The 23,575-nt window shown below is 59.7% G+C and carries 23 protein-coding genes; 13 read left to right on the top strand and 10 right to left on the bottom strand.

Annotated elements, in window-relative coordinates; genetic code table 11:
* From OQ460_RS01360 to OQ460_RS01350, 3 genes are read left to right on the top strand one after another with little or no spacing between them, the layout of a single operon-like run.
* The gene (locus OQ460_RS01360; protein ID WP_410020145.1) at positions 1-1,809 is read left to right on the top strand and encodes a sensor histidine kinase; all 1,809 of its coding nucleotides are present in this window, start codon (positions 1-3) and stop codon (positions 1,807-1,809) included.
* Positions 1,806-3,188, top strand: coding sequence for a sigma-54-dependent transcriptional regulator (locus OQ460_RS01355; protein ID WP_410020144.1), 1,383 nt, complete (start codon positions 1,806-1,808; stop codon positions 3,186-3,188). The genes OQ460_RS01360 and OQ460_RS01355 overlap by 4 nt, the downstream gene beginning before the upstream one ends.
* 25 nt (positions 3,189-3,213) lie before the next feature.
* A complete protein-coding gene (locus OQ460_RS01350; RefSeq protein ID WP_410020143.1) occupies positions 3,214-3,669 on the top strand; it encodes a YiiD C-terminal domain-containing protein in 456 nt (151 codons plus the stop codon).
* Positions 3,670-3,752: 83 nt separating this feature from the next.
* Here the strand turns inward: OQ460_RS01350 and cysQ are convergent, their stop codons facing one another.
* Positions 3,753-4,589 (bottom strand): 3'(2'),5'-bisphosphate nucleotidase CysQ, encoded by an 837-nt coding sequence (gene cysQ, locus OQ460_RS01345; RefSeq protein WP_410020142.1) that lies wholly within the window; start codon positions 4,587-4,589, stop codon positions 3,753-3,755.
* Positions 4,586-5,152 carry an ADP compounds hydrolase NudE gene (gene nudE / locus OQ460_RS01340; RefSeq protein ID WP_410020141.1) on the bottom strand — a complete coding sequence of 189 codons (567 nt, stop codon included), beginning with the start codon at positions 5,150-5,152 and terminating at the stop codon, positions 4,586-4,588. The genes cysQ and nudE overlap by 4 nt, the downstream gene beginning before the upstream one ends.
* 91 nt (positions 5,153-5,243) lie before the next feature.
* Here nudE and yrfG point away from each other — a divergent pair, with 91 nt between their 5' ends.
* Positions 5,244-5,906: a GMP/IMP nucleotidase gene (yrfG, locus tag OQ460_RS01335; RefSeq protein ID WP_410020140.1), complete on the top strand. Its 663-nt coding sequence runs from the start codon at positions 5,244-5,246 to the stop codon at positions 5,904-5,906.
* A 105-nt stretch (positions 5,907-6,011) separates the two neighbouring features.
* On the opposite strand, the gene lysM is transcribed toward yrfG, so the two are convergent.
* The gene (gene lysM, locus OQ460_RS01330) at positions 6,012-6,452 is read right to left on the bottom strand and encodes a peptidoglycan-binding protein LysM (protein WP_410020139.1); all 441 of its coding nucleotides are present in this window, start codon (positions 6,450-6,452) and stop codon (positions 6,012-6,014) included.
* A 132-nt stretch (positions 6,453-6,584) separates the two neighbouring features.
* On the opposite strand from lysM, the gene OQ460_RS01325 reads away from it, so the two are divergent.
* From OQ460_RS01325 to OQ460_RS01310, 4 genes are all read left to right on the top strand, one after another.
* Positions 6,585-7,472 carry a LysR family transcriptional regulator gene (locus OQ460_RS01325; protein ID WP_410020138.1) on the top strand — a complete coding sequence of 296 codons (888 nt, stop codon included), beginning with the start codon at positions 6,585-6,587 and terminating at the stop codon, positions 7,470-7,472.
* A 97-nt stretch (positions 7,473-7,569) separates the two neighbouring features.
* A complete protein-coding gene (fdhD, locus tag OQ460_RS01320; protein WP_410020137.1) occupies positions 7,570-8,409 on the top strand; it encodes a formate dehydrogenase accessory sulfurtransferase FdhD in 840 nt (279 codons plus the stop codon).
* Complete coding sequence (locus OQ460_RS01315; protein ID WP_410020136.1) at positions 8,406-10,754, top strand: FdhF/YdeP family oxidoreductase; 2,349 nt, start codon at positions 8,406-8,408, stop codon at positions 10,752-10,754. Before fdhD ends, OQ460_RS01315 begins: the two co-directional genes overlap by 4 nt.
* A 238-nt stretch (positions 10,755-10,992) precedes the next feature.
* Positions 10,993-11,472: a glycine zipper domain-containing protein gene (locus tag OQ460_RS01310; protein ID WP_410020135.1), complete on the top strand. Its 480-nt coding sequence runs from the start codon at positions 10,993-10,995 to the stop codon at positions 11,470-11,472.
* A 61-nt stretch (positions 11,473-11,533) separates the two neighbouring features.
* Here OQ460_RS01310 and OQ460_RS01305 read toward each other — a convergent pair whose 3' ends face one another.
* Positions 11,534-11,965: an acyl-CoA thioesterase gene (locus OQ460_RS01305; protein ID WP_410020134.1), complete on the bottom strand. Its 432-nt coding sequence runs from the start codon at positions 11,963-11,965 to the stop codon at positions 11,534-11,536.
* Between the two features lie 23 nt (positions 11,966-11,988).
* The gene (locus OQ460_RS01300) at positions 11,989-13,926 is read right to left on the bottom strand and encodes a RecQ family ATP-dependent DNA helicase (protein ID WP_410020133.1); all 1,938 of its coding nucleotides are present in this window, start codon (positions 13,924-13,926) and stop codon (positions 11,989-11,991) included.
* Positions 13,927-14,099: 173 nt separating this feature from the next.
* Here OQ460_RS01300 and OQ460_RS01295 point away from each other — a divergent pair, with 173 nt between their 5' ends.
* Positions 14,100-14,249, top strand: coding sequence for a YhfG family protein (locus OQ460_RS01295; RefSeq protein WP_410021902.1), 150 nt, complete (start codon positions 14,100-14,102; stop codon positions 14,247-14,249).
* Positions 14,250-14,310: 61 nt separating this feature from the next.
* Complete coding sequence (locus OQ460_RS01290) at positions 14,311-15,174, top strand: EamA family transporter (RefSeq protein ID WP_410020132.1); 864 nt, start codon at positions 14,311-14,313, stop codon at positions 15,172-15,174.
* A gap of 209 nt (positions 15,175-15,383) precedes the next feature.
* Here the strand turns inward: OQ460_RS01290 and OQ460_RS01285 are convergent, their stop codons facing one another.
* A complete protein-coding gene (locus OQ460_RS01285; protein WP_410020131.1) occupies positions 15,384-16,925 on the bottom strand; it encodes a phosphoenolpyruvate carboxykinase in 1,542 nt (513 codons plus the stop codon).
* A gap of 179 nt (positions 16,926-17,104) precedes the next feature.
* Positions 17,105-18,007, bottom strand: a complete 903-nt coding sequence (hslO, locus tag OQ460_RS01280; RefSeq protein ID WP_410020130.1) for an Hsp33 family molecular chaperone HslO — start codon at positions 18,005-18,007, stop codon at positions 17,105-17,107.
* Positions 18,008-18,132: 125 nt separating this feature from the next.
* Here hslO and OQ460_RS01275 point away from each other — a divergent pair, with 125 nt between their 5' ends.
* A complete protein-coding gene (locus OQ460_RS01275) occupies positions 18,133-18,933 on the top strand; it encodes a phosphatase PAP2 family protein (RefSeq protein ID WP_410020129.1) in 801 nt (266 codons plus the stop codon).
* A gap of 42 nt (positions 18,934-18,975) precedes the next feature.
* Here the strand turns inward: OQ460_RS01275 and OQ460_RS01270 are convergent, their stop codons facing one another.
* Positions 18,976-19,383: an RNA-binding S4 domain-containing protein gene (locus OQ460_RS01270; RefSeq protein ID WP_410020128.1), complete on the bottom strand. Its 408-nt coding sequence runs from the start codon at positions 19,381-19,383 to the stop codon at positions 18,976-18,978.
* Positions 19,384-19,682: 299 nt separating this feature from the next.
* Here OQ460_RS01270 and OQ460_RS01265 point away from each other — a divergent pair, with 299 nt between their 5' ends.
* Both OQ460_RS01265 and rimK read left to right on the top strand, forming a co-directional pair.
* Entirely contained in the window at positions 19,683-20,147 is a 465-nt protein-coding gene (locus OQ460_RS01265; protein WP_410021901.1) for an ATP-dependent zinc protease, read from the top strand.
* Complete coding sequence (gene rimK / locus OQ460_RS01260; RefSeq protein ID WP_410020127.1) at positions 20,144-21,049, top strand: 30S ribosomal protein S6--L-glutamate ligase; 906 nt, start codon at positions 20,144-20,146, stop codon at positions 21,047-21,049. The genes OQ460_RS01265 and rimK overlap by 4 nt, the downstream gene beginning before the upstream one ends.
* Before the next feature lie 83 nt (positions 21,050-21,132).
* Here rimK and OQ460_RS01255 read toward each other — a convergent pair whose 3' ends face one another.
* On the bottom strand, positions 21,133-22,446 hold the full coding sequence (locus OQ460_RS01255) for an ATP-binding protein (RefSeq protein ID WP_410020126.1): 1,314 nt from the start codon (positions 22,444-22,446) through the stop codon (positions 21,133-21,135).
* 116 nt (positions 22,447-22,562) lie between these two features.
* Positions 22,563-23,303 carry a two-component system response regulator OmpR gene (gene ompR / locus OQ460_RS01250; RefSeq protein ID WP_339529307.1) on the bottom strand — a complete coding sequence of 247 codons (741 nt, stop codon included), beginning with the start codon at positions 23,301-23,303 and terminating at the stop codon, positions 22,563-22,565.
* Positions 23,304-23,575: the final 272 nt, after the last annotated feature.

Here is a 23,575-nt window from a genome sequence, read left to right as displayed (position 1 = left end):
ATGACTCCACCCCTTCCGCGCAGACCCCGCTGGCGCAGCCTGGCCTTGCTGGCATTGTGCCTGGCGCCGCTGCTGTGGCCGCTGGAGCATTTGGCCGAGCGCTACTACCGCAGTGAGCTGGCCGGACAGAACCGCCAGACCCTGGACCTGTACGTCGCCAACCTGCTGGGCACTTTGCACCGCTACGAAGTGCTGCCACAGATCCTCGGCGACTTGCCCGCCTTGCGGACCGCTCTCGAAGCACCGCAGGTCAGCACCAATCTGGTCAACGCCAACCAGTTACTCAAACAGATCGCGGCCCAGGCCGGCGCGGAAGTGATGTACCTGATGGACACCAGCGGCAAGACCCTGGCTGCCTCGAACTGGGACAAACAGGACAGCTTTATCGGCCGCAACTTTTCCTTCCGCCCTTACTTCATGGAAGCCATGGCCGGGCGCCTGGGACGGTTTTTCGGCCAAGGGACCACTTCGTCCAAGCGCGGTTACTTCTTCGCTGCCGCCGTGCGTGAAGACGAACATGTGATTGGCGTGCTGGTGGTCAAGGTCGACCTGGACCACACCGAGAGCCTCTGGGGCCAGACCCCGGAGCAACTGTTGGTGACCGACCATAACGGCGTGGTGATCCTGACCTCACGCCCGCAATGGCGTTTTCACGCCACGCGCCCGCTGACCGATGCCGAACGCCAGGCCATCGTCGCCATCCAGCCCTACCCGACCCGCGATCCGCAGCCGCTGGCCTTCAGCACCCACGCCTGGCTGCGCCAATCCACCGAAATTGCCGAAACCGGCTGGAACGTCGCGATCCTTGCCCCGCGCACTCTGGTTGACCGTCCAGTGCGCACAGTGGTCGCCGTCGGTGGCGCCACACTACTGGTGTTGATGCTGTTGCTGGGCCTGCTGATGCAGCGCCGACGCCATTACCTTGAGCACATTGCCTTCGAGGCCAAGGCCCGGCGCGAACTGGAGATGCGCGTGATCGAGCGTACCAGCGACCTGGAAGGCCTTAACCGGCGCCTTAAACAGGAAGTACTGGAGCGAGAGAACGCCCAGCAGGAACTGGTGCGGGCCCAGGATGATCTGGTGCAAGCCGGCAAACTGTCAGCCCTGGGCACCATGTCCGCGAGTATCAGCCACGAACTCAACCAGCCATTGGCGGCCATTCGCAGTTACGCCGAGAATGCCGAAATTCTTCTCGATCACCAGCGCAACGACGATGCACGGGGCAATCTCAAGCTGATCAGCGAGCTGACCGGACGCATGGCCTCGATCATTGCGCACTTGCGCGCCTTCGCCCGTCGCGACCGGCATGCGCCGGAAAGCGTGGCGCTGCAACCGGCCCTGGACGATGCCCTGGCATTGCTGGCCAAGCGTCGACGGGCAATGGAAGTGGAGCTGATTCGCGACTTGCCCGAGGCGCCCCTGTGGGTTGAGGCCGGCGAAACCCGGCTGCGCCAAGTGCTGGGCAACCTGCTGGCCAATGCCCTCGACGCGCTGACCGAAAAAGGCCCGCCCCGCAAACTGTGGCTGAGTGCCGAATCCACCGAACAGGGCGTCAATCTGTACATCCGTGACAACGGGCCGGGGTTCTGCATGGAGGCTCTGGGCCGTGCCAGCGAACCTTTCTACACCACCAAGACCCGCACTCAGGGCCTGGGACTGGGCCTGGCGATTTGTGACACGCTGATGCGTGCCTTTGGCGGTGAACTGCTGTTCGCCAACCACAAGGAAGGCGGCGCACTGTTAACCTTGAAACTACGCGCCGGAGCACCGGGCGTCAGTCTGCAACCGTCCGAGGACCGCAGCGTATGAGTATCGATAACCAGACTCAGGTGGTGTTGATCGATGACGATCCACACTTGCGTCAGGCCCTGTCCCAGACGCTGGACCTGGCCGGGTTGAAAGTCCTGCCCCTTGGCGAAGCAAAAGGCCTGACGGCGCGCCTGTCCCGGGACTGGCCAGGTGTGGTGGTCAGTGATATCCGCATGCCGGGAATGGATGGCCTGGAGCTGCTGACCGAACTTCACAGCCAGGACGCAGAGTTGCCGGTACTGCTGATCACCGGCCACGGCGACGTACCGCTGGCGGTGCAGGCCATGCGCGCCGGGGCCTATGACTTCCTGGAAAAACCTTTCGCCAGCGATGCCTTGCTCGACAGCGTGCGACGCGCCCTTTCGCTGCGCCAGTTGGTGCTGGAAAACCGTAGCCTGCGCCTGGCCCTGAGTGACCGCCAGCAACTGAGTTCGCGCCTGGTGGGACAATCTGCATCGATGCTGCGCCTGCGCGAGCAAATCGGGGCTTTGGCGGCAACCAAGGCCGATGTGCTGATCCTTGGCGAAACCGGCGCCGGCAAGGAAGTCGTGGCGCGCGCGCTGCACGACCTGTCAAACCGCCGCAACGGTCCATTTGTGGCCATCAACGCCGGCGCCCTGGCCGAATCGGTGGTGGAAAGCGAGCTGTTCGGCCACGAGCCTGGGGCCTTTACCGGGGCGCAGAAGCGCCGTATTGGCAAGTTCGAATTCGCCAACGGCGGCACGCTATTCCTCGACGAAATAGAAAGCATGAGCCTGGACGTGCAGGTCAAATTGCTGCGTTTGCTGCAAGAGCGGGTGGTTGAACGCCTGGGGGGCAATCAACTGATTGCCCTGGACATCCGCATCATTGCCGCGACCAAGGAAGACCTGCGCCAATCCGCCGACCAGGGACGCTTTCGCGCCGACTTGTACTACCGCCTCAATGTCGCGCCGCTACGCATCCCGCCCCTGCGCGAACGTGGCGAAGATGCTCTGATGCTGTTCCAGCACTTTGCCGACGAGGCCAGCAGTCGCCACGGCCTGCCGCTCAATGAGTTACAGCCGGGCCAGCGGGCGATGCTCTTGCGCCATGACTGGCCAGGCAACGTGCGTGAACTGCAAAACGTCGCTGAACGCTTCGCCCTGGGCCTGGAGCTGGCGCTGGACAACACGCCGGGCAGCCTCGCAGCAGGAGCGCCAATCACGGCGGGCGGGCTGAGCGAGCAAGTCGAGCACTTTGAAAAAACCCTGATCTCCGCCGAACTGGCCCGCCCCCACAGCTCCGTGCGCAGCCTTGCCGAAGCCCTTGGGGTACCGCGCAAGACCTTGCACGACAAACTGCGCAAGCACGGGTTGAGCTTTGCCGACAGCGGCAATCAAAACGCAGACGACGAATAACCTTTCCACCTGCCAAGAGGCGACCATGAGCCGCGATAGCCGTTACCTGGAATCCATCCTCCATCACGATATCCCACTGACCCGGGAGATGGGCCTCAAGGTGCTCGGCTGGCAGGATCGGCAGCTCCAGTTGCATTTGCCGCTGCAAGCCAACATCAATCACAAAAGCACCATGTTTGGCGGCAGCCTGTATTGCGGCGCGGTCTTGGCGGGCTGGGGTTGGCTGCATTTGCAATTGCGCGAGGAAGGAATCGAAGACGGGCACATCGTGATCCAGGAAGGGCAAATCAGCTACCCGCTGCCCGTCACCCACGATGCCACGGTGATTTGCCAGGCACCGCAGGACAAGGTATGGAAACGGTTTTTGACGACATATACGCGCTATGGCCGGGCACGCTTGACGCTGGACACGTGGATTGTGAATCAGGGCAGTGAAGAGCGGGCGGTGGCCTTTACCGGCCAGTACGTTCTGCACCGCTAAAAACCACGACACCTAACCAATGTGTGGGAGCGAGCAAGCCCACTCCCACACAAGCCCGCCACCCATTTTGGATTGCAGTGCCGTCAAGGGCGAGCCAAGGCCAGCAAACGCTCGCGCCAGGCGGCCTTGGCCGGCAAGGCCAGAAAAAACGGGTTCAATAAAGATGCCCGCGGCGGATAGCTGAACGGCTGGCCATTCAACTCCAATACTTCTCCACCTGCTCCTTCCAGCACGCCTTGGGCCGCTGCAGTGTCCCACTGCGAAGTCGGCGCCAGGCGCGGGTAGCAATCGGCACTGCCTTCGGCCAATAGGCAGAACTTCAATGAGCTGCCGATATTCGCCAGCTTCAATTCACCAAGGCCCTCGCTCAGTCCGTCCAGCAAACGCTCCTGCTCGGGACTGCTATGGCGGCGGCTGGCAACTACCGTAAAGGGCTCGCCCGCTGCCAGCGTCTGGCGTACCTGGATCTGCCGGGGGGATTGATTCAAATCGGAACGCCACGCACCAAGGCCTACGCCGCCGTAGTAGCAGCGCCCACTGGTGGGCATCGATACCACGCCAAACACCACCCGCCCCTGTTCGATCAAGGCGATGTTGACGGTGAATTCTTCACTGCCGCTGATAAATTCCTTGGTGCCATCCAACGGATCCACCAGCCACCAGCGTTGCCAACCGGCCCGCACGCTCTGGTCGATATCGGCGTCCTCTTCCGACAGCACGGGAATGCTCGGGTCCAGGGCAGTGAGCCCTTTGAGGATCAGGTGATGAGCAGCCAGGTCGGCTGCGGTAACGGGAGAATCATCCGCTTTGGACGTTACGGTCACATTGGCGCGCCAGTAAGGCAGGATAACTTCACCCGCTTGCCGCGCCAGTTCAATGACCTGAGCAATCAACGGATGCCCGAGAAACAATTCGCTCATGGCTGGAACGCCCCACGCTGGGCCAACAGGTCACGCACCAGGTACAACGCAGCCAGGGCGCGCCCTTCGCTGAACTGCTCGTTTTGCGCCAGCTGCGAGAGTTCACGCAAATTGACCCGATCTACACGCATCGGCTCAGGCTCATCGCCCTCAAGACGCTCCTCGTAGAGCTCGGTAGCCAGCACCACCTGGATTTTCTGGCTCATGTAACCGGGGGAAAGCGAAAGCTCGGTCAGATGCTCCAACTGCCGCGCGCCGTAACCAGCTTCTTCCTTGAGCTCTCGGTCTGCAGCCGCCAGCACATCCTCACCCGGCTCGATCAGACCCTTGGGCAACGACAGTTCATATTCATCGGTTCCGCCGCAGTACTCTTCCACCAGCAGCGCGTGGTCGGCGTCGATCATTGCCACGATCATCACCGCGCCATAGCCCGCACCTCGACCCACCAAGCGTTCGTAGGTCCGTTCAACTCCGTTGGAAAAACGCAATTGCACTTCCTCGACACGGAACAAACGACTACTGGCGACGATTTCGCGGGCGAGAACAGTGGGTTTCTGGCGCATAAACGGCTCCTTGGCATGAACGGGTTACTATACCGTGGCTTTTCCGATTGTCTGTGTCGGATATCTTTACTTATTTGCCTGAGAACCCATCATGCCGTCATTGCCCTGGTCCGATATCGACACCGTCCTGCTGGACATGGACGGCACCTTGCTCGACCTGCACTACGACAACCATTTCTGGATGGAGCACTTGCCGCAGCGCTATGCCGAGTTGCATGGCGTGAGCCGGGCCATGGCCGAGATGGAGTTGCAGCCTCTGTTCGAGCGTAACGCCGGACAGTTGCAATGGTATTGCCTGGATTTCTGGAGCGCAGAATTGAAGATTCCGGTGCGTGAGCTCAAATTGGAGACCGCCCACCTGATCGCCCTGCGCCCGGACGCCGATACCTTTCTGGCAGCAATCAAGCAAGCCGGCAAACGGGTCATCCTGATTACCAATGCCCACCGCGACTCGCTGTCGCTGAAGTTGGAACGGATTGAGCTGGCAGCGTATTTCGAGCGGCTCATCAGCTCCCATGACTACGGCTTCGCCAAGGAAAACCCGCAGTTCTGGGACGCCCTGCAAGCAGACATCGACTTCGACCCGGCCCGCAGCCTGTTTATCGACGACACGTTGCCGATCCTGCGCAGTGCACGAGATTTTGGCGTGGGGCATTTATTGGCAGTGAAAGAGCCAGACAGCCGCAAGGGGCCGAAGGATACGGCAGAGTTTGCCGCGGTCGGGGATTACCGGGAATTGATCAGCGGACTCTAACGCTATGTGTGACACCCTGTGGGAGCGGGCTTGCTCGCGATGGCGGTGTGTCAGGCAACATATGTATTGCCTGACACACCGCTCCCACATTATCTGCCCCGCGTGTTACTCGGGAATACGCAGTGTCTGGCCTGGGTAGATTTTGTCCGGGTGGGACAACATTGGCTTGTTGGCCTCGAAAATTTTGTTGTACTTGTTGGCATCGCCGTAGACGGTCTTGGAGATTGCACTCAAGGTGTCGCCGCTTTTCACCACGACAAAACGAGCGGCGGTAACCGCTGGACCCGATACAGTAATCTGGTCGTCAACAGTCGCCACACCGGCAATATTGCCCAGCGCCAACAGAATCTTCTCTTTTTCTTCCTGGGTGGAAACTTCACCGGTAACCGTGACCTTGTCGCCATCCACCGTGGTCTGCACGTTCGGATTCCCCAGACCCACCTTGGCGACGTGATCCTTCAACTGCTCACTCGCGTTTGCATTACCTGGCGTCAACAGATCAACGATCTTCTCGCCTGCTTCTTTGATAAAGCTAAAAAGACTCATGGTGCGCTCTCCTTGGGATTTGATTTCCAGATGCCAAAGACTAGACCAATCTTGCAGATCTTGGTTCCAGACCGACCAATGACTCAAACACGCTAGAATCCCCCAGCCGTTGGAATAAGCCCTGGAGCGAAGATGGACATCAAACAACTGAAATTCCTCATCGCCCTCGACGAAACCCGTCACTTCGGCCAGGCAGCGGCGCGCTGCCATATTACGCAGCCGACCTTGTCGATGCGCCTGCGCAGCCTGGAAGAAGAACTGCAATTGCCCCTGGTCAATCGCGGCCAGCGTTTCGAGGGTTTTACCGCGCCCGGCGAGCGCGTGTTGGCCTGGGCTCGCACAGTGCTGGCAGCTTATGACGGCTTGCAGGCCGAAGCTGCGGCCTGTCGCGGCAACCTGGTGGGTACGTTGCGCCTGGGCGTGGTGCCGTTATCGAGTTTCGACCCGCTGGCATTGATGCAACAACTGCACAAACAACACCCCAGCCTGCGCTTTGAGCTGTCGGCGTTGAGTTCCGAACAGATCCTCGAACAGCTGGCGAGCAATCGCCTGGACCTCGGTGTGTCCTACCTCGAACGCCTGGACACCGAGCGTTTCGACTCCCTGGCCCTGGACGAAACCCGTATGGGCCTGCTGTATGACCAGCGTTTTTTCAGTTTCGGCGATAAACCCCTGAGTTGGGAGGCACTGATTGAACTGCCCCTGGGCATGCTCACCAGCGGCATGCACTTTCGCCAGTCCATCGACCACAACTTCCATAGCCGAGGCTTGAGCCCGCAACCGCTGCTGCAGACCGACGCCGTCCATCAGCTATTACAAGCCGTACACGGCGGCCTGTGCTGCGCAGTCATGCCACTGGACGGCGGCCTCGACGCCCTGACCGAACACCTGCGCCTGCAACCTATCGAAAACGCCCGGACCCTGGCTCCATTGGGGCTGATCATGCGTCGTAGCGCGCCGCGTTCGGCATTGGCCGAAGCCTGTTTTACGCTGTATCAGAAATCATCGTCAAAGCCTTGATCGATATCATCTATCGGCAGATCAGTATTGACGATTAGACGCGACTCTTTGTCGCGCCTAGTCTTAACACTGACCACGTTGCCGGTGACCCAGTCCCATGAAAGCCCAGCGCCCAGCCTGCGCGGCGCCCGCCCTGACAACGCCCGCGCCCGCCGCCAGCCAGCAATACCAGTACTGCAACCTTGAGCACTCGGAATCGGCCAGCACCGCGCTGGCCGAGGAAGTGGCGTTGGCGATTGCTTATAACGACATCAGCCAGGCCGTCATGCTGGTAACCCCCACTGATCTGGAAGATTTTATCGTCGGTTTCAGCCTGGGCAGCGGCATTATCGACGACATCAGCGATATCTATGATCTGCAACTCACCGGCTCGGGCTCGGCCCAGCATGCTCAAGTGCAGATATCCAGCCGTGCCTTCTGGAACCTCAAGCAACAACGGCGACAACTGACCGGCACCAGCGGTTGCGGCCTGTGCGGCGTGGAAGCGCTGGAGCAGGCGCTGCCGGACCTGAATGTGCTGCCCGGCGCGCCGCTGCCGCCTGCTGCCTGGCTCGAAGGCCTGCGCCAACGCATCAGCGCGTTTCAGCCACTGGGCCAGTACAGCGGCGCCGTACATGCCGCGGTATTTATGAATAACCAGGGCGAGTTGCTGCTGGGTCGCGAAGACATCGGCCGGCATAACGCCCTCGACAAGCTGATCGGTGCGCTGGCCCGACAATGCATTCCCACCGACGGCGGCGCGGCCATCGTCACCAGCCGTTGCAGCCTCGAATTGATCCAGAAAGCCCTGCGCGCCGGCATCCAGACCCTGGTCAGCCTGTCGTCACCCACCGGCCTGGCCTTGCAATGGGCCCGCCGGCACAACCTCAATCTCATCCACCTGCCGCAGAAAAGTGCGCCGCGGGTCTATAGCCCAGCGATGGAGAATCAAGCGTGAGCACTCATCATCAAGCCGACCAAACCCCCACTCCACGCTATAAGCCCTACAAGGGCCCCGCCGGTGGCTGGGGCGCGCTGATCAGTGTGGCGCAGGCGTGGTTGACCAGTGACAACGCGCTGAAGAACCTGCGCATGATGCTCAAGACCAACCAGAACGGCGGCTTCGACTGCCCGGGCTGCGCCTGGGGCGACTCGCCGGAAAGCGGCATGGTCAAGTTCTGCGAAAACGGCGCCAAGGCGGTCAACTGGGAAGCTACCAAGCGTCGGGTCGATGCTGCGTTCTTCGCTAAACACAGCGTCAGTTCACTGCTCGAGCAGAGCGACTACTGGCTGGAATACCAGGGCCGCCTTACGGAGCCGATGAGCTATGACGCCGAGACCGACCGCTACAAGCCCATCAGTTGGGAGTCGGCCTTTGACCTGATCGGCAAGCATTTGCAAGCACTGCCAAGCCCGGATATGGCCGAGTTCTACACCTCGGGCCGGGCCAGTAACGAAGCGGCGTACCTGTATCAGCTATTCGTGCGTGCCTATGGCACCAACAACTTCCCGGACTGTTCGAACATGTGTCACGAAGCCAGTGGCGTGGCCCTGGCGCAGAGCGTGGGCGTCGGTAAAGGCACCGTCACCTTTGATGACTTCGAACATGCCGACGCCATTTTCGTCTGGGGCCAGAACCCCGGCACCAACCATCCCCGGATGCTCGAGCCCTTGCGCGAAGCGGTGAAGCGCGGTGCCCAGGTGGTGTGCATCAACCCGCTCAAAGAGCGTGGCCTGGAGCGCTTCCAGAATCCGCAACACCCCCTGGAAATGCTCACCAATGGCGACAAGCCGACCAACACGGCGTATTTCCGCCCGGCGCTGGGTGGCGACATGGCAATCCTGCGGGGCATGGCCAAGTTTCTGCTGCTGTGGGAACGCCAGGCGCAGGCCGAGGGTAAAGAAGCGGTATTCGATCACGACTTCCTCAACGAACACACGGTCAATATCCTGGACTACCTGGGCCGTATCGATGACACCTCCTGGGATGAGATCGTCGAGCAATCCGGCCTGCCGCTGGTTGAAATCGAACAAGCCGCGCGGATGTATGCCAAGGGCAAGAACGTGATCATGTGCTGGGCCATGGGCATCACCCAGCACCGGCACTCGGTGCCGACGATCCAGGAAATCGCCAACCTGATGCTGCTGCGCGGCAACATTGGTCGCCCAGGCGCAGGGCTGTGCCCGGTGCGCGGCCATAGTAACGTGCAGGGCGACCGCACCATGGGCATCAACGAACGACCGCCCGTGGCTTTTCTCGACTCCCTCGAGCGGCGCTTCCAGTTCAAGGTGCCCCGTGACAACGGCCATAACGTTGTGGAAGCGATCCACGCCATGCTGGAAGGCCGCGCCAAGGTCTTTATCGGCCTGGGCGGTAACTTCGCCCAAGCTACGCCAGACAGCCCGCGCACATTCCAGGCCTTGAGCAACTGCGACCTGACCGTACAGATCAGTACCAAGCTCAACCGCAGCCATCTGGCCCACGGCAAGCAGGCGTTGATCCTGCCATGCCTGGGTCGCACCGACATTGATATCCAGGCCGACGGCCCGCAAGCGGTGACGGTGGAAGACTCGTTCAGCATGGTCCATAGCTCCAACGGCCAACTGCAGCCATTGTCGAAGCTGATGAAGTCAGAGCCCGCCATTCTCGCAGGCATTGCCACAGCGACCCTGGGCAGCAAACCGGTGGACTGGAACTGGCTGGTGGCCGATTACAGCCGCATCCGCAACCTGATCGCCGACACCATCCCAGGCTTCAAGGACTTCAATGAGCGGCTGCAAAACCCCGGCGGCTTTTATCTGGGCAACAGCGCTGGCGCACGCCGCTGGAATACGCCGTCAGGTCGTGCCAACTTCCGCGCAAATGCCCTGCCCAAGGATCTGGTCCACGAACGCACCCGCGCCACTGGCCAGTTGCCGGATCTGATCATGCAATCAATGCGCTCCCACGATCAGTACAACACCACGATTTACGGCCTGGACGATCGCTATCGAGGAGTAAAGGGCCAGCGAGACGTCTTGTTTGTGAATGAAGCCGACATCATCCGCCTGGGCTTCAAGCCAGGACAGAAGGCCGATATCGTGTCGATCTGGGATGATGGCATTGAACGTCGGGTCAAGGGTTTTACCTTGCTCGCGTTTGATATTCCGGCGGGACAGGCTGCAGCCTATTACCCGGAAGTAAACCCACTGGTGCCGCTGGAAAGCACCGGGGATGGCAGCCATACACCTACATCCAAGTTCGTGGCGATTCGCCTGGAGGCGGCCAGCGAGAACGGTTTGATCATGGCGCGCTCGGCTTGAAATCGCCTGCACGCTCTGCGGCGGCCTTCAGCAGCTGAAATGCAGGCATGAAAAAGGCCGCTTTTTGGATAAAAGCGGCCTGCCACAAGTAACTACAGACCGACAAAAATGACTTAAGTTCCCTTGTTAAATCAGTAACTTAGATAACTGTATACAACCTGCACCACTGGTCGGATTTCAATTGTCAACGCTCCCGTACAACCTCAGGATCGCGCCGTCATCCTCTTGAGGTTCCCCTATGAAGTTCTCCTCGATTCTCTTGTTGTCCCTTGGCCTGGTCAGTGGCGCAGCCATGGCCGGTGGCACCACCGAAGCCGGTGTAGGCGGCGCATTGGGCGGGGTTCTAGGTTCGGTTGTTGGCCAGCAGCTGGGCGGTAATACCGGTTCGGCAATTGGCGCAGCCCTCGGCGGCGCCGGCGGCAGCGCGGTAGGCGCGGACAAACGCAGCCGTGGTGAAGCAGCCATTGGCGGCGCGCTGGGCGCAGCGGGCGGCAACGTAGTGGGCCGCAGTGTCGGCGGCAGCACCGGCAGCCTGATCGGTGCGGCTGCCGGTGGCGGTGCCGGCGGCGCGCTGGGCAACTACATGGGCAACAAGAGCGACGACGACGACCGTCGTTATCGCGGGCGCGATGACCGTCGCTACTACCGTGACGGCCACCCGGGTCGCGGCCACGCCTATGGTCACCGCAAGCACAAACGTCATTATCGTCACGACTAAGCCCATGTAGACCCGGCCCCAGCCCTTGGATCGCGCTTGCGCGCCGAGGGCCAGGGACGGCTCACATAACCAGTTGCTGCAGCGCCTCTCGCAACAATCCCGCAATCGCCACCGGCCGATTCGTTGCCCGCTCCACAAACACATGCACGAACCGCCCGGCCGCGCAGGCCTCGTCCTCGTCTGCCTTGAACACCGCCAATTCATACTGCACTGAGCTACTGCCCAGCTTGCCGACCCGCAGGCCGATTTCGATCCGGTCGGGAAAGGCAATCGAGGCAAAATAGTCGCACGCCGAACTCACCACAAATCCCACCACCTCACCGTCATGAATATCCAGGCCACCCTTTTCTATCAGGTAGGTATTCACCGCGGTGTCGAAGAAACTGTAATAGGTGACGTTATTCACATGGCCATACACATCGTTGTCGTGCCAGCGGGTGATGATCGGCTGGAAATGACGGTAATCGGCACGCTGGGGCATTGATTCGGGCATGGACAGCTCTCGTGATGGTGGATTTACAGGCGGTGCAAATGAGCCTCGACCCATTTGCGCACTTCGGCGTAGGGGTACTGATCCAAGGCCGAAAATGCAGGGATTGCCCTGGCCTTGAGCCTGGTAAACAACGGCACGCTGATCCCGCATAAAAATCGGGTCAGGCGTTCAGCACCCGGCAAGTTGCCCGTATGCTGATGATGCCTGTGGATAAAATCCCCGCACAGCCTTTGAAAGTCTTTATCCACAAGTGGCGATAAGTCGGGCGGGGCTGGCAAATGGGCGACCTGGCCATCGCAGACTGAACAGTGCCCGCATCGCTGTGGCACGTTTTCATCCCCGAAATATTCGGCCAGGCGATAGCCCAGGCAACGCTCGGTGGCAAAAAGATCAAGCATGGCGTGTATCCGCGCCACCTCTGTCGCCTCGTGCTGCTTGAAGCCTGTGTATAACTCGGCACTCAAGGCCTGTGGATCAAAATCGACATTCAGCAAACTGTAGACCTCGGTCATCTGCTTGCTTTCCAGCTCGATCAGGCCCTGCTCCTGAAAGTAATCCAGGGCTTTTACCACACGACTGCGCTCGGCCTGATGCTGTTGATAAAGCGTATCGAAATCTACCGTGGCCCAGGTTTTCGCACGCTTACTGGCCTGGATGATGGCCGAGACAAACTGCTGCCGCTCACCCGTAAACCGCGCCAGCAGCGCATCGGGTTCAATCAGGTACTTGAAACGATACTCGGCGTAATAGGCGTAGCGAGGAGCGATCACACCCTTGAGTTCCAACTGTACCAACAAGGTCTTGAGCGGCAGCTCACGGATATTGCTCAGCTCTGCCAACGGCCTCAAAAGGAATTCCCATTGCGCCTCTGCACGGGCCGCCAGCAGTTCCTCCAGCACGCAGCGGATGCCTTCCTGCTCCGGCGTATCACCGTAGACGAAGTTCTCCAGCACATTGAGGCTGTCGCGGTTAGCCAGTACCAGACAGTCAGCGTACTGGCCGTCACGACCGGCGCGACCAATTTCCTGACTGTAATTCTCGATGGACTTGGGCAGGTCGAAATGCACAACGTTGCGAATATCGCTCTTGTCGATACCCATGCCGAAGGCGATGGTGGCAACAATGCAATTGGACTGGCCGCTCATGAAGCGCTGTTGGATGCCCTCGCGCTTCTCGTGAGGCAGACCAGCATGATAAGCCTCGGCCTGGATGCCATTGCGGTTCAAATGCTCGGCAATCTGCTCGGCGGTCTTCTGCAAGGTGACGTAGACGATGCTCGGCTGACCTGCGCGTTCGCGCATCCACTGCGCCAGTCGGCGGCGCTTGTCCGGGCCGCTGACGGGCTCCACCAGCAGGTTGAGGTTGGAGCGATAGAAACCGGTGGTGATCACGTCATCTGCGGCAATCGCGAACTTGGCCTGCATATCGGCGATTACCTTGGGCGTGGCCGTGGCGGTCAGCAGCAATGCCTGGGGAATGCGGAACTGACGCTGGTAGTCAGGCAGTTTCAGGTAATCCGGGCGAAAGTTATGACCCCATTCCGAGATGCAATGCGCCTCGTCCACCACCAACAACGAGATCGGCACGGTTTGCAGGAAGTTGCGAAAGCGCTCGTTTTTCAGGCGCTCCACGGAAATCATCAGGATCTTCAGCTCGCCGGAACGTGCCCGGGCCATCACATCATTACCGTCCTCGCGACTCTGGGCCGAATCGATGCTGCCGGCCGAAATACCGTGACGCTGCAGAAACCCCAGCTGGTCCTGCATCAATGCCAACAGCGGCGACACCACCAGCGTCAGGTGCGGAAGCAGCACGGCAGACAACTGGTAACACAAGGACTTGCCCGAGCCGGTGGGAAAGATCGCCGCAGCCGAGCGACCGGCCAGCACGGCACTCACAGCCGCTTCCTGGCCCGGACGAAACTGTGGATAACCAAAGACCTGTTGGAGGATGTTGTACATAAGCTGTCACTCCATTGACCGCTGAACAGGCTCAAACATAACCCGGTATTTTCAGCGCATCGAGAAAGGTCACAAGGAAAAAGAGACAGGATGATACACAGGACACGGGATAGCATCGGGCCAAACCGGCAGGATCCAATGCCGTGACGCGCCCCCCTCTACCTGCCGACGCATTGCGCTACACTCAAAACCTGCACTCACGAGTACGTCGCCACTTGGCCAGCTTGCGTCTGACAGGGTTCGACACCCAACCTGCCGATGCCGACAAACCCTCGCCGACCCGCGAAGCCGTCCTTGCCAAGTACCGCACCACCCCACGCTGATGGCGACAACCGGGCGCAACGGATATGGATTCGCCCTCCAGACATAACAATAAGGACTTGCATGGACGTATTGATGGGCCTGCTGGCCGCCCTGCTCTGGGGCGGCACGGACTTTCTCGTGGGCCTCAACGCCCGGGCCGTGGGTGTCAAGCGCGCGGTGTACTTTGGCCAGGCCTTGGGCTTTGTGATCATGAGCCTGCTGCTGGTGATCTTCCCGGCCTTGCTTCTGAAGTCCCTCGCCGCACCTATGAGCGTCTGGCTATTGGGCATCACTGCTGCCTTACTCACCGTCTCCGGGGCCCTGGCGCTGTCCAAAGCCTTCTCCCTGGGCAAAGCCGCCATTGTCGCCCCGCTGGTGACGTCCTACGGCGTCGTCACGACCTTGCTGTCCTGGGCCAGCGGTGAGCATATAAGCTTGCTCCAACTTGGCTGCATCGCCTTGTGCGTTGTCGGCGTGATCCTTTCCAGCCTGTATAAGGACGACGGTATTCCCCACCACAACCCCAACCACGCTATCGCCTACGCCATGCTTGCCGCCTTGCTGTACGGCACCAGTTTTTGGGTGCAAGGCCGCTACACGCTGCCAGCGCTCGGCCCGGTCAGCATGCTCTGGCTCGGCTATCTGGTGGGCTTGTGTGTACTGGTGTTGATGGTCTTGAAAGTCAAGGACGGCCTGAAGATCCCGCCGCTGAAGAACTGTACGGCACTGACCGGCGCAAGCCTGATGAACCTGGGCGGGTTCTCGGCCTTTTCGTGGGGCGCGATGGTGGGGTCGGTTTCAGTGGTGACTGTAATCAGCACCCTGTCCGGCGGGATTGCAGCGATCCTGGGCTATGTGTTTTTCAAGGAGCGGCTGCGGGCGGTGCAGGTGCTGGGCGTTGTGCTGGTATTGATGGGGGCGGTGGTTCTGCACGTCGTGGGCTGACTCATCGCACACAAAAAAACCGCCCGCGAGGGGTAATGCCGGTCAGTTAAGCAAAACCCCTGTGAGAGCGGGCTTGCTCGCGATTGCGGAGAGTCAGTCGAAATCTTGATTGACTGATCCGCCGCTATCGCGAGCAAGCCCCCACAGGTTCTGCTTCTTAACTGACTGGCATTACTCCCCCCGGGGCGGCTTTCAACAGCTACCGATCCTTACAACTTCGGACCCGCGGCCTTGATCGCGTCGCTCACTTCGAACTTCTTGAAGTTCTCCACGAACAGACCCGCCAGGGCCTTCGCCGCTTCGTCGTAAGCAGCCTTGTCAGCCCAGGTATTGCGTGGGTTCAACAGCACGGTCTCAACGCCAGGTACGGCCAATGGCACGTCCAGGTTGATGGTGTCCAGATGCTCGGTGTCGGCACCGATCAACGCGCCGCTCTGGATCGCTGCAATCACCGCACGTGTGGTCGGGATATTGAAGCGCTTGCCAACGCCGTAACCACCGCCGGTCCAGCCGGTGTTGACCAGGTAGACCTTGGAGCCGAAACCACGGATGCGCTTGATCAGCAGCTCTGCGTATTCGCCAGCCGGACGCGGGAAAAACGGTGCGCCGAAGCAGGTGGAGAAGGTCGACTTGATGCCACTGCCCGAACCCATTTCAGTCGAGCCCACCAGTGCGGTGTAGCCGGACAGGAAGTGGTAGGCCGCTTGCTCTTCGTTGAGGATCGACACAGGCGGCAAAACGCCAGTCAGGTCGCAGGTCAGGAAGATAACCGCGTTCGGCTCACCACCCAGGTTGTGTTCGGAACGCTTGGCAACGTGCTCCAGCGGGTAAGCGGCACGGCTGTTCTGGGTCAGGCTGACATCGGCGTAGTCGGCGTGCTTGGCGTCGTCGATCACGACGTTTTCCAGAACGGCACCGTGCTTGATGGCTTTCCAGATAACCGGCTCGTTCTTCTCGGACAGGTCGATGCACTTGGCATAGCAACCGCCTTCGATGTTGAACACCACACCTTCGCCCCAGCCGTGTTCGTCGTCACCGATCAGGTAACGGCTTTCATCGGCCGACAGGGTGGTCTTGCCGGTACCCGACAAGCCGAAGAACAGAGTTACATCGCCCGCTTCGCCGATGTTGGCAGCACAGTGCATCGGCAGCACGTCGGCAGCCGGCAGCAGAAAGTTCTGCACCGAGAACATGGCTTTCTTCATCTCGCCGGCGTAACGCATGCCAGCGATCAGCACTTTCTTCTGTGCGAAGTTGAGGATCACGCAACCGTCGGAGTTGGTGCCGTCGCGTTCTGGCACGCACTCGAAGTTGGCCACGTTCAACACCTGCCACTCTTCACGACCGGCCGGGTTGTACTGGGCCGGGTTAATGAACAGGCAACGGCCAAACAGATTCTGCCAGGCAGTCTGAGTGGTCATTTTCACGGCCAGGTAGTGGTCTTGGGCAGCACCTACGTGAACATGGGAAACAAAATGCTCTTGCGCGCTGTTGAATGCCTCGACGCGAGCCCACAGCGCATCGAACTTGTCGGCCGGGAATTTGCGATTGATCGGGCCCCAGGCAATGGCGTCCTGGGTGGAAGGCTCTTCAACGATGAAACGGTCGACCGGCGAACGGCCGGTGCGGTGACCGGTACGTACGACCAGCGCGCCAGTATCGGCAAGCTCGCCTTCACCGCGCTGCAGGGCTTCTTTGACCAGATCGTCAACACTCAGATCGGTGTATACGGCGTTATTGGCTTGCGTCATGAGGTTCCCCGTCGGCCTATGGCCGAGTGCTCCAAACGTTTTGTAGTAGAAAGTTGCGCACTACTACCGCGAAAAAAGTGGGCCGGATTATGCCAGAAAAGCCCAAAAAGAGTAGGGCCCTCCGGTCAGAACGCCTCTAATCCGGCATTTGACAGGTGATTTACCTGTGCTTAAACGTTTTAGTGGCGGGTGTCCGAGGGGGTGTCGACACCCGCTCCGGCGAACAATTGAGCGATATCGGCAGCATCGAACAGGTAGCGCTGGTTACAGAATTGGCAATCGATCTCGATGTTGCCGCCGTGCTCCAGCACAAGATTCTGCGCATCTTCCAGGCCCAGGCTGACCAAAGCGTTTGCTGAGCGCTCGCGCGAGCAGCTGCAATTGAAACGCAGCGATTGTGCATCGAACAAACGCACGACTTCTTCGTGGTAAAGGCGATGGAGGATGGTTTCGTTGTCCAGGCCCAGCAGTTCTTCTGCGGTAAGGGTACCGGCCAGGGCGGTCAGCTTGCGCCAGCTATCGGTGCGCTCGTCCTCATCCTTGATGCGATCGGCCGGCAGTTGCTGCAACAGCAGCCCGCGGGCGCGCTTGCCGTCGGCATTGAGCCAGAACTTGGTACCGACTTGCTGGGACATCACGAAATAGTTGGTGAAGCAGTCTGACAAGGTTTCGCCGTCAAGGTCGACGATACCCTGGTAGCGCTGGCCTTCGGTCGGGTCGACAGTGATCGCCAGCACGCCGTTGGTCATCAGCTCGCCCAGCGTGGCGTTCGGGGCAATCAAGTCGGCGTCGTAACGGGCCAGACCGCGGATTTCACGCTCACTGGAACATTCGATCATCAGCATGGGAACCGGGCCTTCGGAGCGGGCCTGGAGGATCAGCAAACCATCGAACTTCATCGTGCCAACCAACAGCGAAGCCGCCGCCATCAACTCACCGAGCAGTTGCGCGACCGGCTCCGGATAGGGGTGTTTGGCGAGGACTTCGGCATAGCTGCGCTCCAGGACAACGAACTCGCCGCGGGCGTCGTTTTCGTCAAAAAGGAAACGTTGGGTGAAGTCGGTATCCGGTAAATCAGTCATAGGTCTGGGTATCTGAATTGATGACAAAGTGATGACAAAGTTTCTAGAATTACAGGTTTCTGCACCATTTTAGTGCGGACATCTTTGAGAATGCGAAGAGCTTTAGGGCCAAGAGGAAACAGTTTATGAACAATCCGGGTTTGTTCCAAGCCAAGTGGAACCTCGGGCGATTGACCTTGTGCAATTTACTTGCGCTGGGACTGTTGTGTTTTTGGCTGTGGCCCGCGGGCCAGATGCTCTGTGTGGTTTTCGACGAGTGGCTGTTCCACCTGCTCAACGATCCCCTGGCAACCCATCCGGCCTGGCTGCATGTGTGGGCAGTGGCCAGTCTGCGCCCCTTTGATGCAGTTGTCGGAGTGATCTTGCTGGCACTGTTGATTCGTGGGGATTGGGTGTTCAAAGCCGTCGAGGTGCGCCGGGCGTTCCTTGGATTCCTCTCGATCCTGTTGCTGTTGCTGCTTATCCGCATGTTGTTTTCCAAACTCGCGGCACAGCTGGGCTGGCAGCACAGCAGCCCTTCAATGGTGATCGGTGGGGCCATTCATATGAGTGACTATTTCCCCGGGCTGGAAAAAACCTGGGAGTTGAAGGATCGCTCCAGCCAGAGCTTCCCCGGTGACCACGCCTCGGTGCTGTTGATCTGGGTAATGTTCTTGAGCGTGTTCGCCAAGCGAATCGGGCAATTGGTGTTGATCTGGGGCCTGGCGTTGCTGTTCATGATGCCGCGCCTGGTAGCCGGAGCTCATTGGGGCCAGGACGATTATATCGGCGCAGTACTGCTGGCATTACTGGCACTCGGGTGGGGGTATTACACACCGTTTGCGGCGAAGGCCTCGGGCGCTCTGGAACGGGCGACGCGCCCAGTGTTTCGCGGGCTTGCGCGGCTACCCTTGATCGGCCGCCTGAGCATCGTACGCAACCCATGATGCAGTTTTACAGGAGCCGATCCGGCTCCTGTTGCTTGCCCGTCATTCGTCATTACCGCTGCCGCGAAACTTGAACAAGTCCCGGCGCTGCTTCTTGCTCGGCTTGCCATCGGTACTCATGCCCAACGCTCCTGCCTTGCGCATTGCCGCAGCGTTTTCGCGCTTGGCGATGCTGGCTTCGGTTTCTGCATACAGCGCTTGTGCTTCAGGCGCGCCACGACGGACGATGGAGAGCGCCTGGACCACGACCGTCTTCTCATCAAAACCGACACGGATCTGCAGTTCGTCGCCCACGTGCGGTTCCTTGCCCGGCTTGCAGCGCTCCCCTCGACAATGCACCTTGCCGCTCTCGATAGCCGCTTTGGCCAGGGCCCGGGTCTTATAGAACCGTGCGGCCCATAGCCACTTGTCCAAGCGGACTTTTTCGTCCTGTTCCTGCTTTTGAGCCACTTGAATTCCTCGCTCTGAAAAATGCTGCAACTGAACAGTCGCCTGCTTTGATACACAAACCTGAAGACCCACCTAAGATACGCCAGGTAACCAGCAGTTTGCCTCGTACGGCCTGTTTTTTGCGGCGTGAAGATATGTGTCGCCATTTACCGAATATTCTGCGTGAATACCGCGAATTCGACTCGATGCGCCAACAACTGTTCAAGGATTGTCACAATCCATGAGCAGTTGGGCGTTAGTGTCGTCTGACTTGGAAATATTCTGATTGCCGGTTATCCATATTGAAGACATTTGATCATTTGACCGTTGTCGGTCTGCGCGAGTGGGTGGCGCTTCCCGATCTGGGAGTTGCCGGCCTGCGCGCGAAGATTGACACCGGTGCCAGCACCTCGAGCCTGCATGCCACCGACATCGAGCCTTTTGAGCGCGACGGTGAGAAATGGCTGCGTTTCACTGCACACCTGGGTAGCGTGGTGCAATTGCGTCATCGGCGTTGCGAAGCTCCGCTGGTGGCGATGAAAACCATCAAGAGCTCCAACGGTCAGGCACAGGTGCGCTATGTCATCAGCACAACGTTGGCCCTGGGCGATCGAGTGTGGCGGGTGCAGTTCACCCTGGCCTGCCGCAAAACCATGCGGTACCGCCTGCTGTTAGGTTCAAAAGCCCTGATCGACGGCCAATTGGTCGTCAATCCGGGACTCAAATACGTTCAAGACAAGCCGGTGTTCCCGGTCTCTACTATTGCTGCCACAGGTGTTGCATGAAGATCGCTGTGCTGTCGCGTAACCCGCGTCTGTATTCCACCCGCCGCCTGGTCCAGGCCGGCACCGAGCGTGGCCATGAAATGGTGGTGATCGATACGTTGCGCGCCTATATGAACATTGCCAGTCATAAGCCGCAGATCCACTACCGGGGCAAGCCACTCGAAGGCTTCGATGCGGTGATTCCGCGCATCGGTGCTTCGGTGACGTTTTATGGCTGTGCGGTGTTGCGCCAGTTTGAAATGATGGGCGTCTTCCCTCTCAACGAATCGGTTGCCATCGCCCGCTCACGGGACAAATTGCGCTCCCTGCAATTGCTGTCGCGTCGCGGCATCGGCCTGCCGGTAACCGGGTTTGCGCACTCTCCCGACGATATTCCCGACCTGATCGAAATGGTCAACGGCGCGCCACTGGTGATCAAGGTACTGGAAGGTACACAAGGTATCGGTGTGGTGCTGTGCGAAACGGCCACCGCGGCGGAATCGGTGATCGAGGCATTCATGGGCCTCAAGCAGAACATCATGGTCCAGGAATACATCAAGGAAGCCGGCGGTGCCGACATCCGTTGCTTCGTGGTAGGTGACAAGGTGATCGCAGCCATGAAGCGCCAGGCCAGGCCTGGGGAGTTCCGCTCCAACCTGCATCGTGGCGGCAGCGCCAGCCTGATCAAGATCACTCCCGAAGAGCGTATGACAGCGTTGCGGGCGGCCAAGGTGATGGGGCTGAGTGTCGCAGGCGTGGATATCTTGCGTTCCAATCACGGGCCACTGGTGATGGAGGTGAACTCGTCACCGGGCCTGGAAGGGATTGAAACCACCACCAACAAGGATGTGGCGGGCATCATCATTCAGCATCTGGAGAAGAATGGCGGGCCTAACATGACGCGCACCAAGGGCAAGGGTTAGAGGAAGGCAGTTATTAGCTGCAAGCCATTAGCTGCAAGATAGAGCCAAAGCAGCTAGCTTTCTCTTGCAGCTTGCGACTGCCCCTACACCGCGTCTCTTGGCAACATCAGCCCCAACGGCAAGCGTACCCGTGCTTCCAGGCCGCCGTCACTGCGGTTGCGCAGTTCTACATTGCCGCCGTGCATCGAGGCAATCCGCCGCACAATGGCCAGCCCCAGGCCAGTGCCTTTGCCACCACGGGCACGGTCGCCGCGGGTGAAGGGGTTGAAGATGCCCTCCAGCTCCGCCGGATCAATCCCCGCGCCACGGTCCATCACACTCAGCACCACGTATGGTGCGCTGGTGTCGCCCGAGACATAGGCGGCGACTTCAACGTCAGAGCCTGCATGGTGCAAGGCGTTGCCGATCAGGTTGTTCAGCAGCCGCTTCATTGATACCCGCCGCAACGCGAACGGCTGGATCGGCTCCAGGCGCGTGCGCACCTGTTCGCCATTCTGGTTATACGGCGCCACGACTTCACGGACCAGGTCCGTCAAATTGACTTCTTCCACAACCTCGTCACGTCCATCGCGGATAAACGCCAGGAACTGGTCAAGAATCGCGTCCATATCTTCAATATCACGGACCATGTCATCGGTGAGGTCGGTGTGCTCGCCCATCAACTCCAGGGACAGCCTCAAGCGCGTCAGCGGTGTACGCAGATCGTGGGAAACGCCGGCAAGCATCAGCTCGCGCTCACGACCGGCCTGTTCGACATCTTCGGCCATCTGGTTGAACGCGCTGTATACCTCGGTCATTTCGCTGGGTGTGTCACTGACAGGAAGGCGCACGCTGCGCCCCTGCCCCAACTGCCTGGCCGCAAACACCAGCCGCTTGAGGGGCTGGTTGAGCTGGCGCACGAAAATCCACGCCGAAGCCGTCGAAAGCAAGCCGATGGCCAGGAACCAGCCCAGCACGTTCCAGATCTTCTGCCCGCGCAGCGGATGCGGATACAACGGCACCTTCAGCCAACCATCCCCCAGGCTTGGTGCCCGCACCCACAGTGCCGGCGAGACATGCATGCGCAACCGCACCTCGGTGTCCTCCCCCAGCTCGGCCTGCATCTGTCGTTGGTAGATTTCACTGTAGGGCCAATGCTGCTCGCCCTCCGGAACACCTGCACCAACCACACGGGTCAGGGTCGCCGCCTTGGCGATCTTCTCGCGATTCTCTGGGTCGGCAGCCCAATAGGCGCGCAACGTCAGGGCAACACCGTGGCTGTACTGACGGTCCACCAGCACGTCTTCGTTCATCAATAGATAAACCAGGGTCAGTGCCTTGGAGAACAGAACGACAATAAGCACCAGCCAAAGGGTGCGAGAGAAAAAGCTTTGCGGGAACCACAGCGGGGTTTTCATAGAAGACAGCTAGACACCTTGCAGGAACGAGCAACGCTCGCAGAATTGCAGACGCCGGGCATCCCGCCGACCTCATGGGGTCGAAAACCGGGGTGCCCGCCTGTGCAAATCATGGATTACTTGGTCGCAGCACCGTCCGGCACAAAGACGTAACCCACCCCCCACACCGTCTGGATATAACGCGGCTTGGAAGGATCAGGTTCGATCATCCGGCGCAGACGAGAAATCTGCACGTCAATGGAGCGTTCCAGGGCGTCCCATTCGCGGCCACGGGCCAGGTTCATCAATTTGTCCCGGGTGAGCGGCTGGCGGGCGTTCATTACTAGCGCCTTGAGCACCGCGAATTCGCCAGTCGTGAGCATGTGGACTTCTTCACCGCGCTTGAGCTCACGGGTCGCCAGTGACAGCTCGTAATCGCCAAAGCTCACGCTTTCATCTTCGCTGCCCGGAGCACCAGGCACCGGCGCTGCCTGGCGACGCAACACAGCCTTGACGCGAGCCATCAGCTCGTCAGGGTTGAACGGCTTGGCCAGGTAGTCGTCGGCGCCCAATTCGAGCCCCTTGATGCGGCTCAACTCGTCACCCTTGGCAGTCAGCATGATGATCGGAATCTGGTTGTTGCTGCTGCGCAGGCGTTTGCAGGCCGTCAGGCCGTCTTCGCCAGGCAACATCAGGTCAAGCACGACCAGGTTGAATACTTCGCGCCCCAGCAGGCGGTCCATTTGCTCAGTGTTCGGCACCGCGCGGGCACGGTAGCCCTTGGAGGTGAAGAACCGCTCCAGCAGGCTGCTCAGCCCCGGGTCGTCATCAACGATGAGAATTTTTTCGCCTTCAGCAGTTTGTGCAGTGCTGCTCATTAGATGCTCCTCTTATCTCGGCGCGCATTATGGCTTAGCTGCCGTTATACGCACGGTGCGCATTGTTAGCAGATTTTTCTCTTACCACCAGCGAGCCTGCGCCCTGCAACCATCGGCGCGATCCCCCCAAGGATAGAACGCTGGTTATAATGCGCCGCCCTTGTGCAGGGCAACGGCAGATCGTTGCCATTTGATGCCAGGTTGTTTTTTTCACCCGTTTGTCGTGACTTTTTCGATTTCGAGGGTCAATAGGCTGCCTCTTGACCCAGGCA

It is taken from the genome of Pseudomonas imrae (genome assembly GCF_046352735.2).
Lineage (GTDB): Bacteria > Pseudomonadota > Gammaproteobacteria > Pseudomonadales > Pseudomonadaceae > Aquipseudomonas > Aquipseudomonas imrae.
The sequence above is the reverse complement of the archived record's forward strand: the minus strand, read 5'-3'. Positions and strand labels throughout refer to the sequence as shown.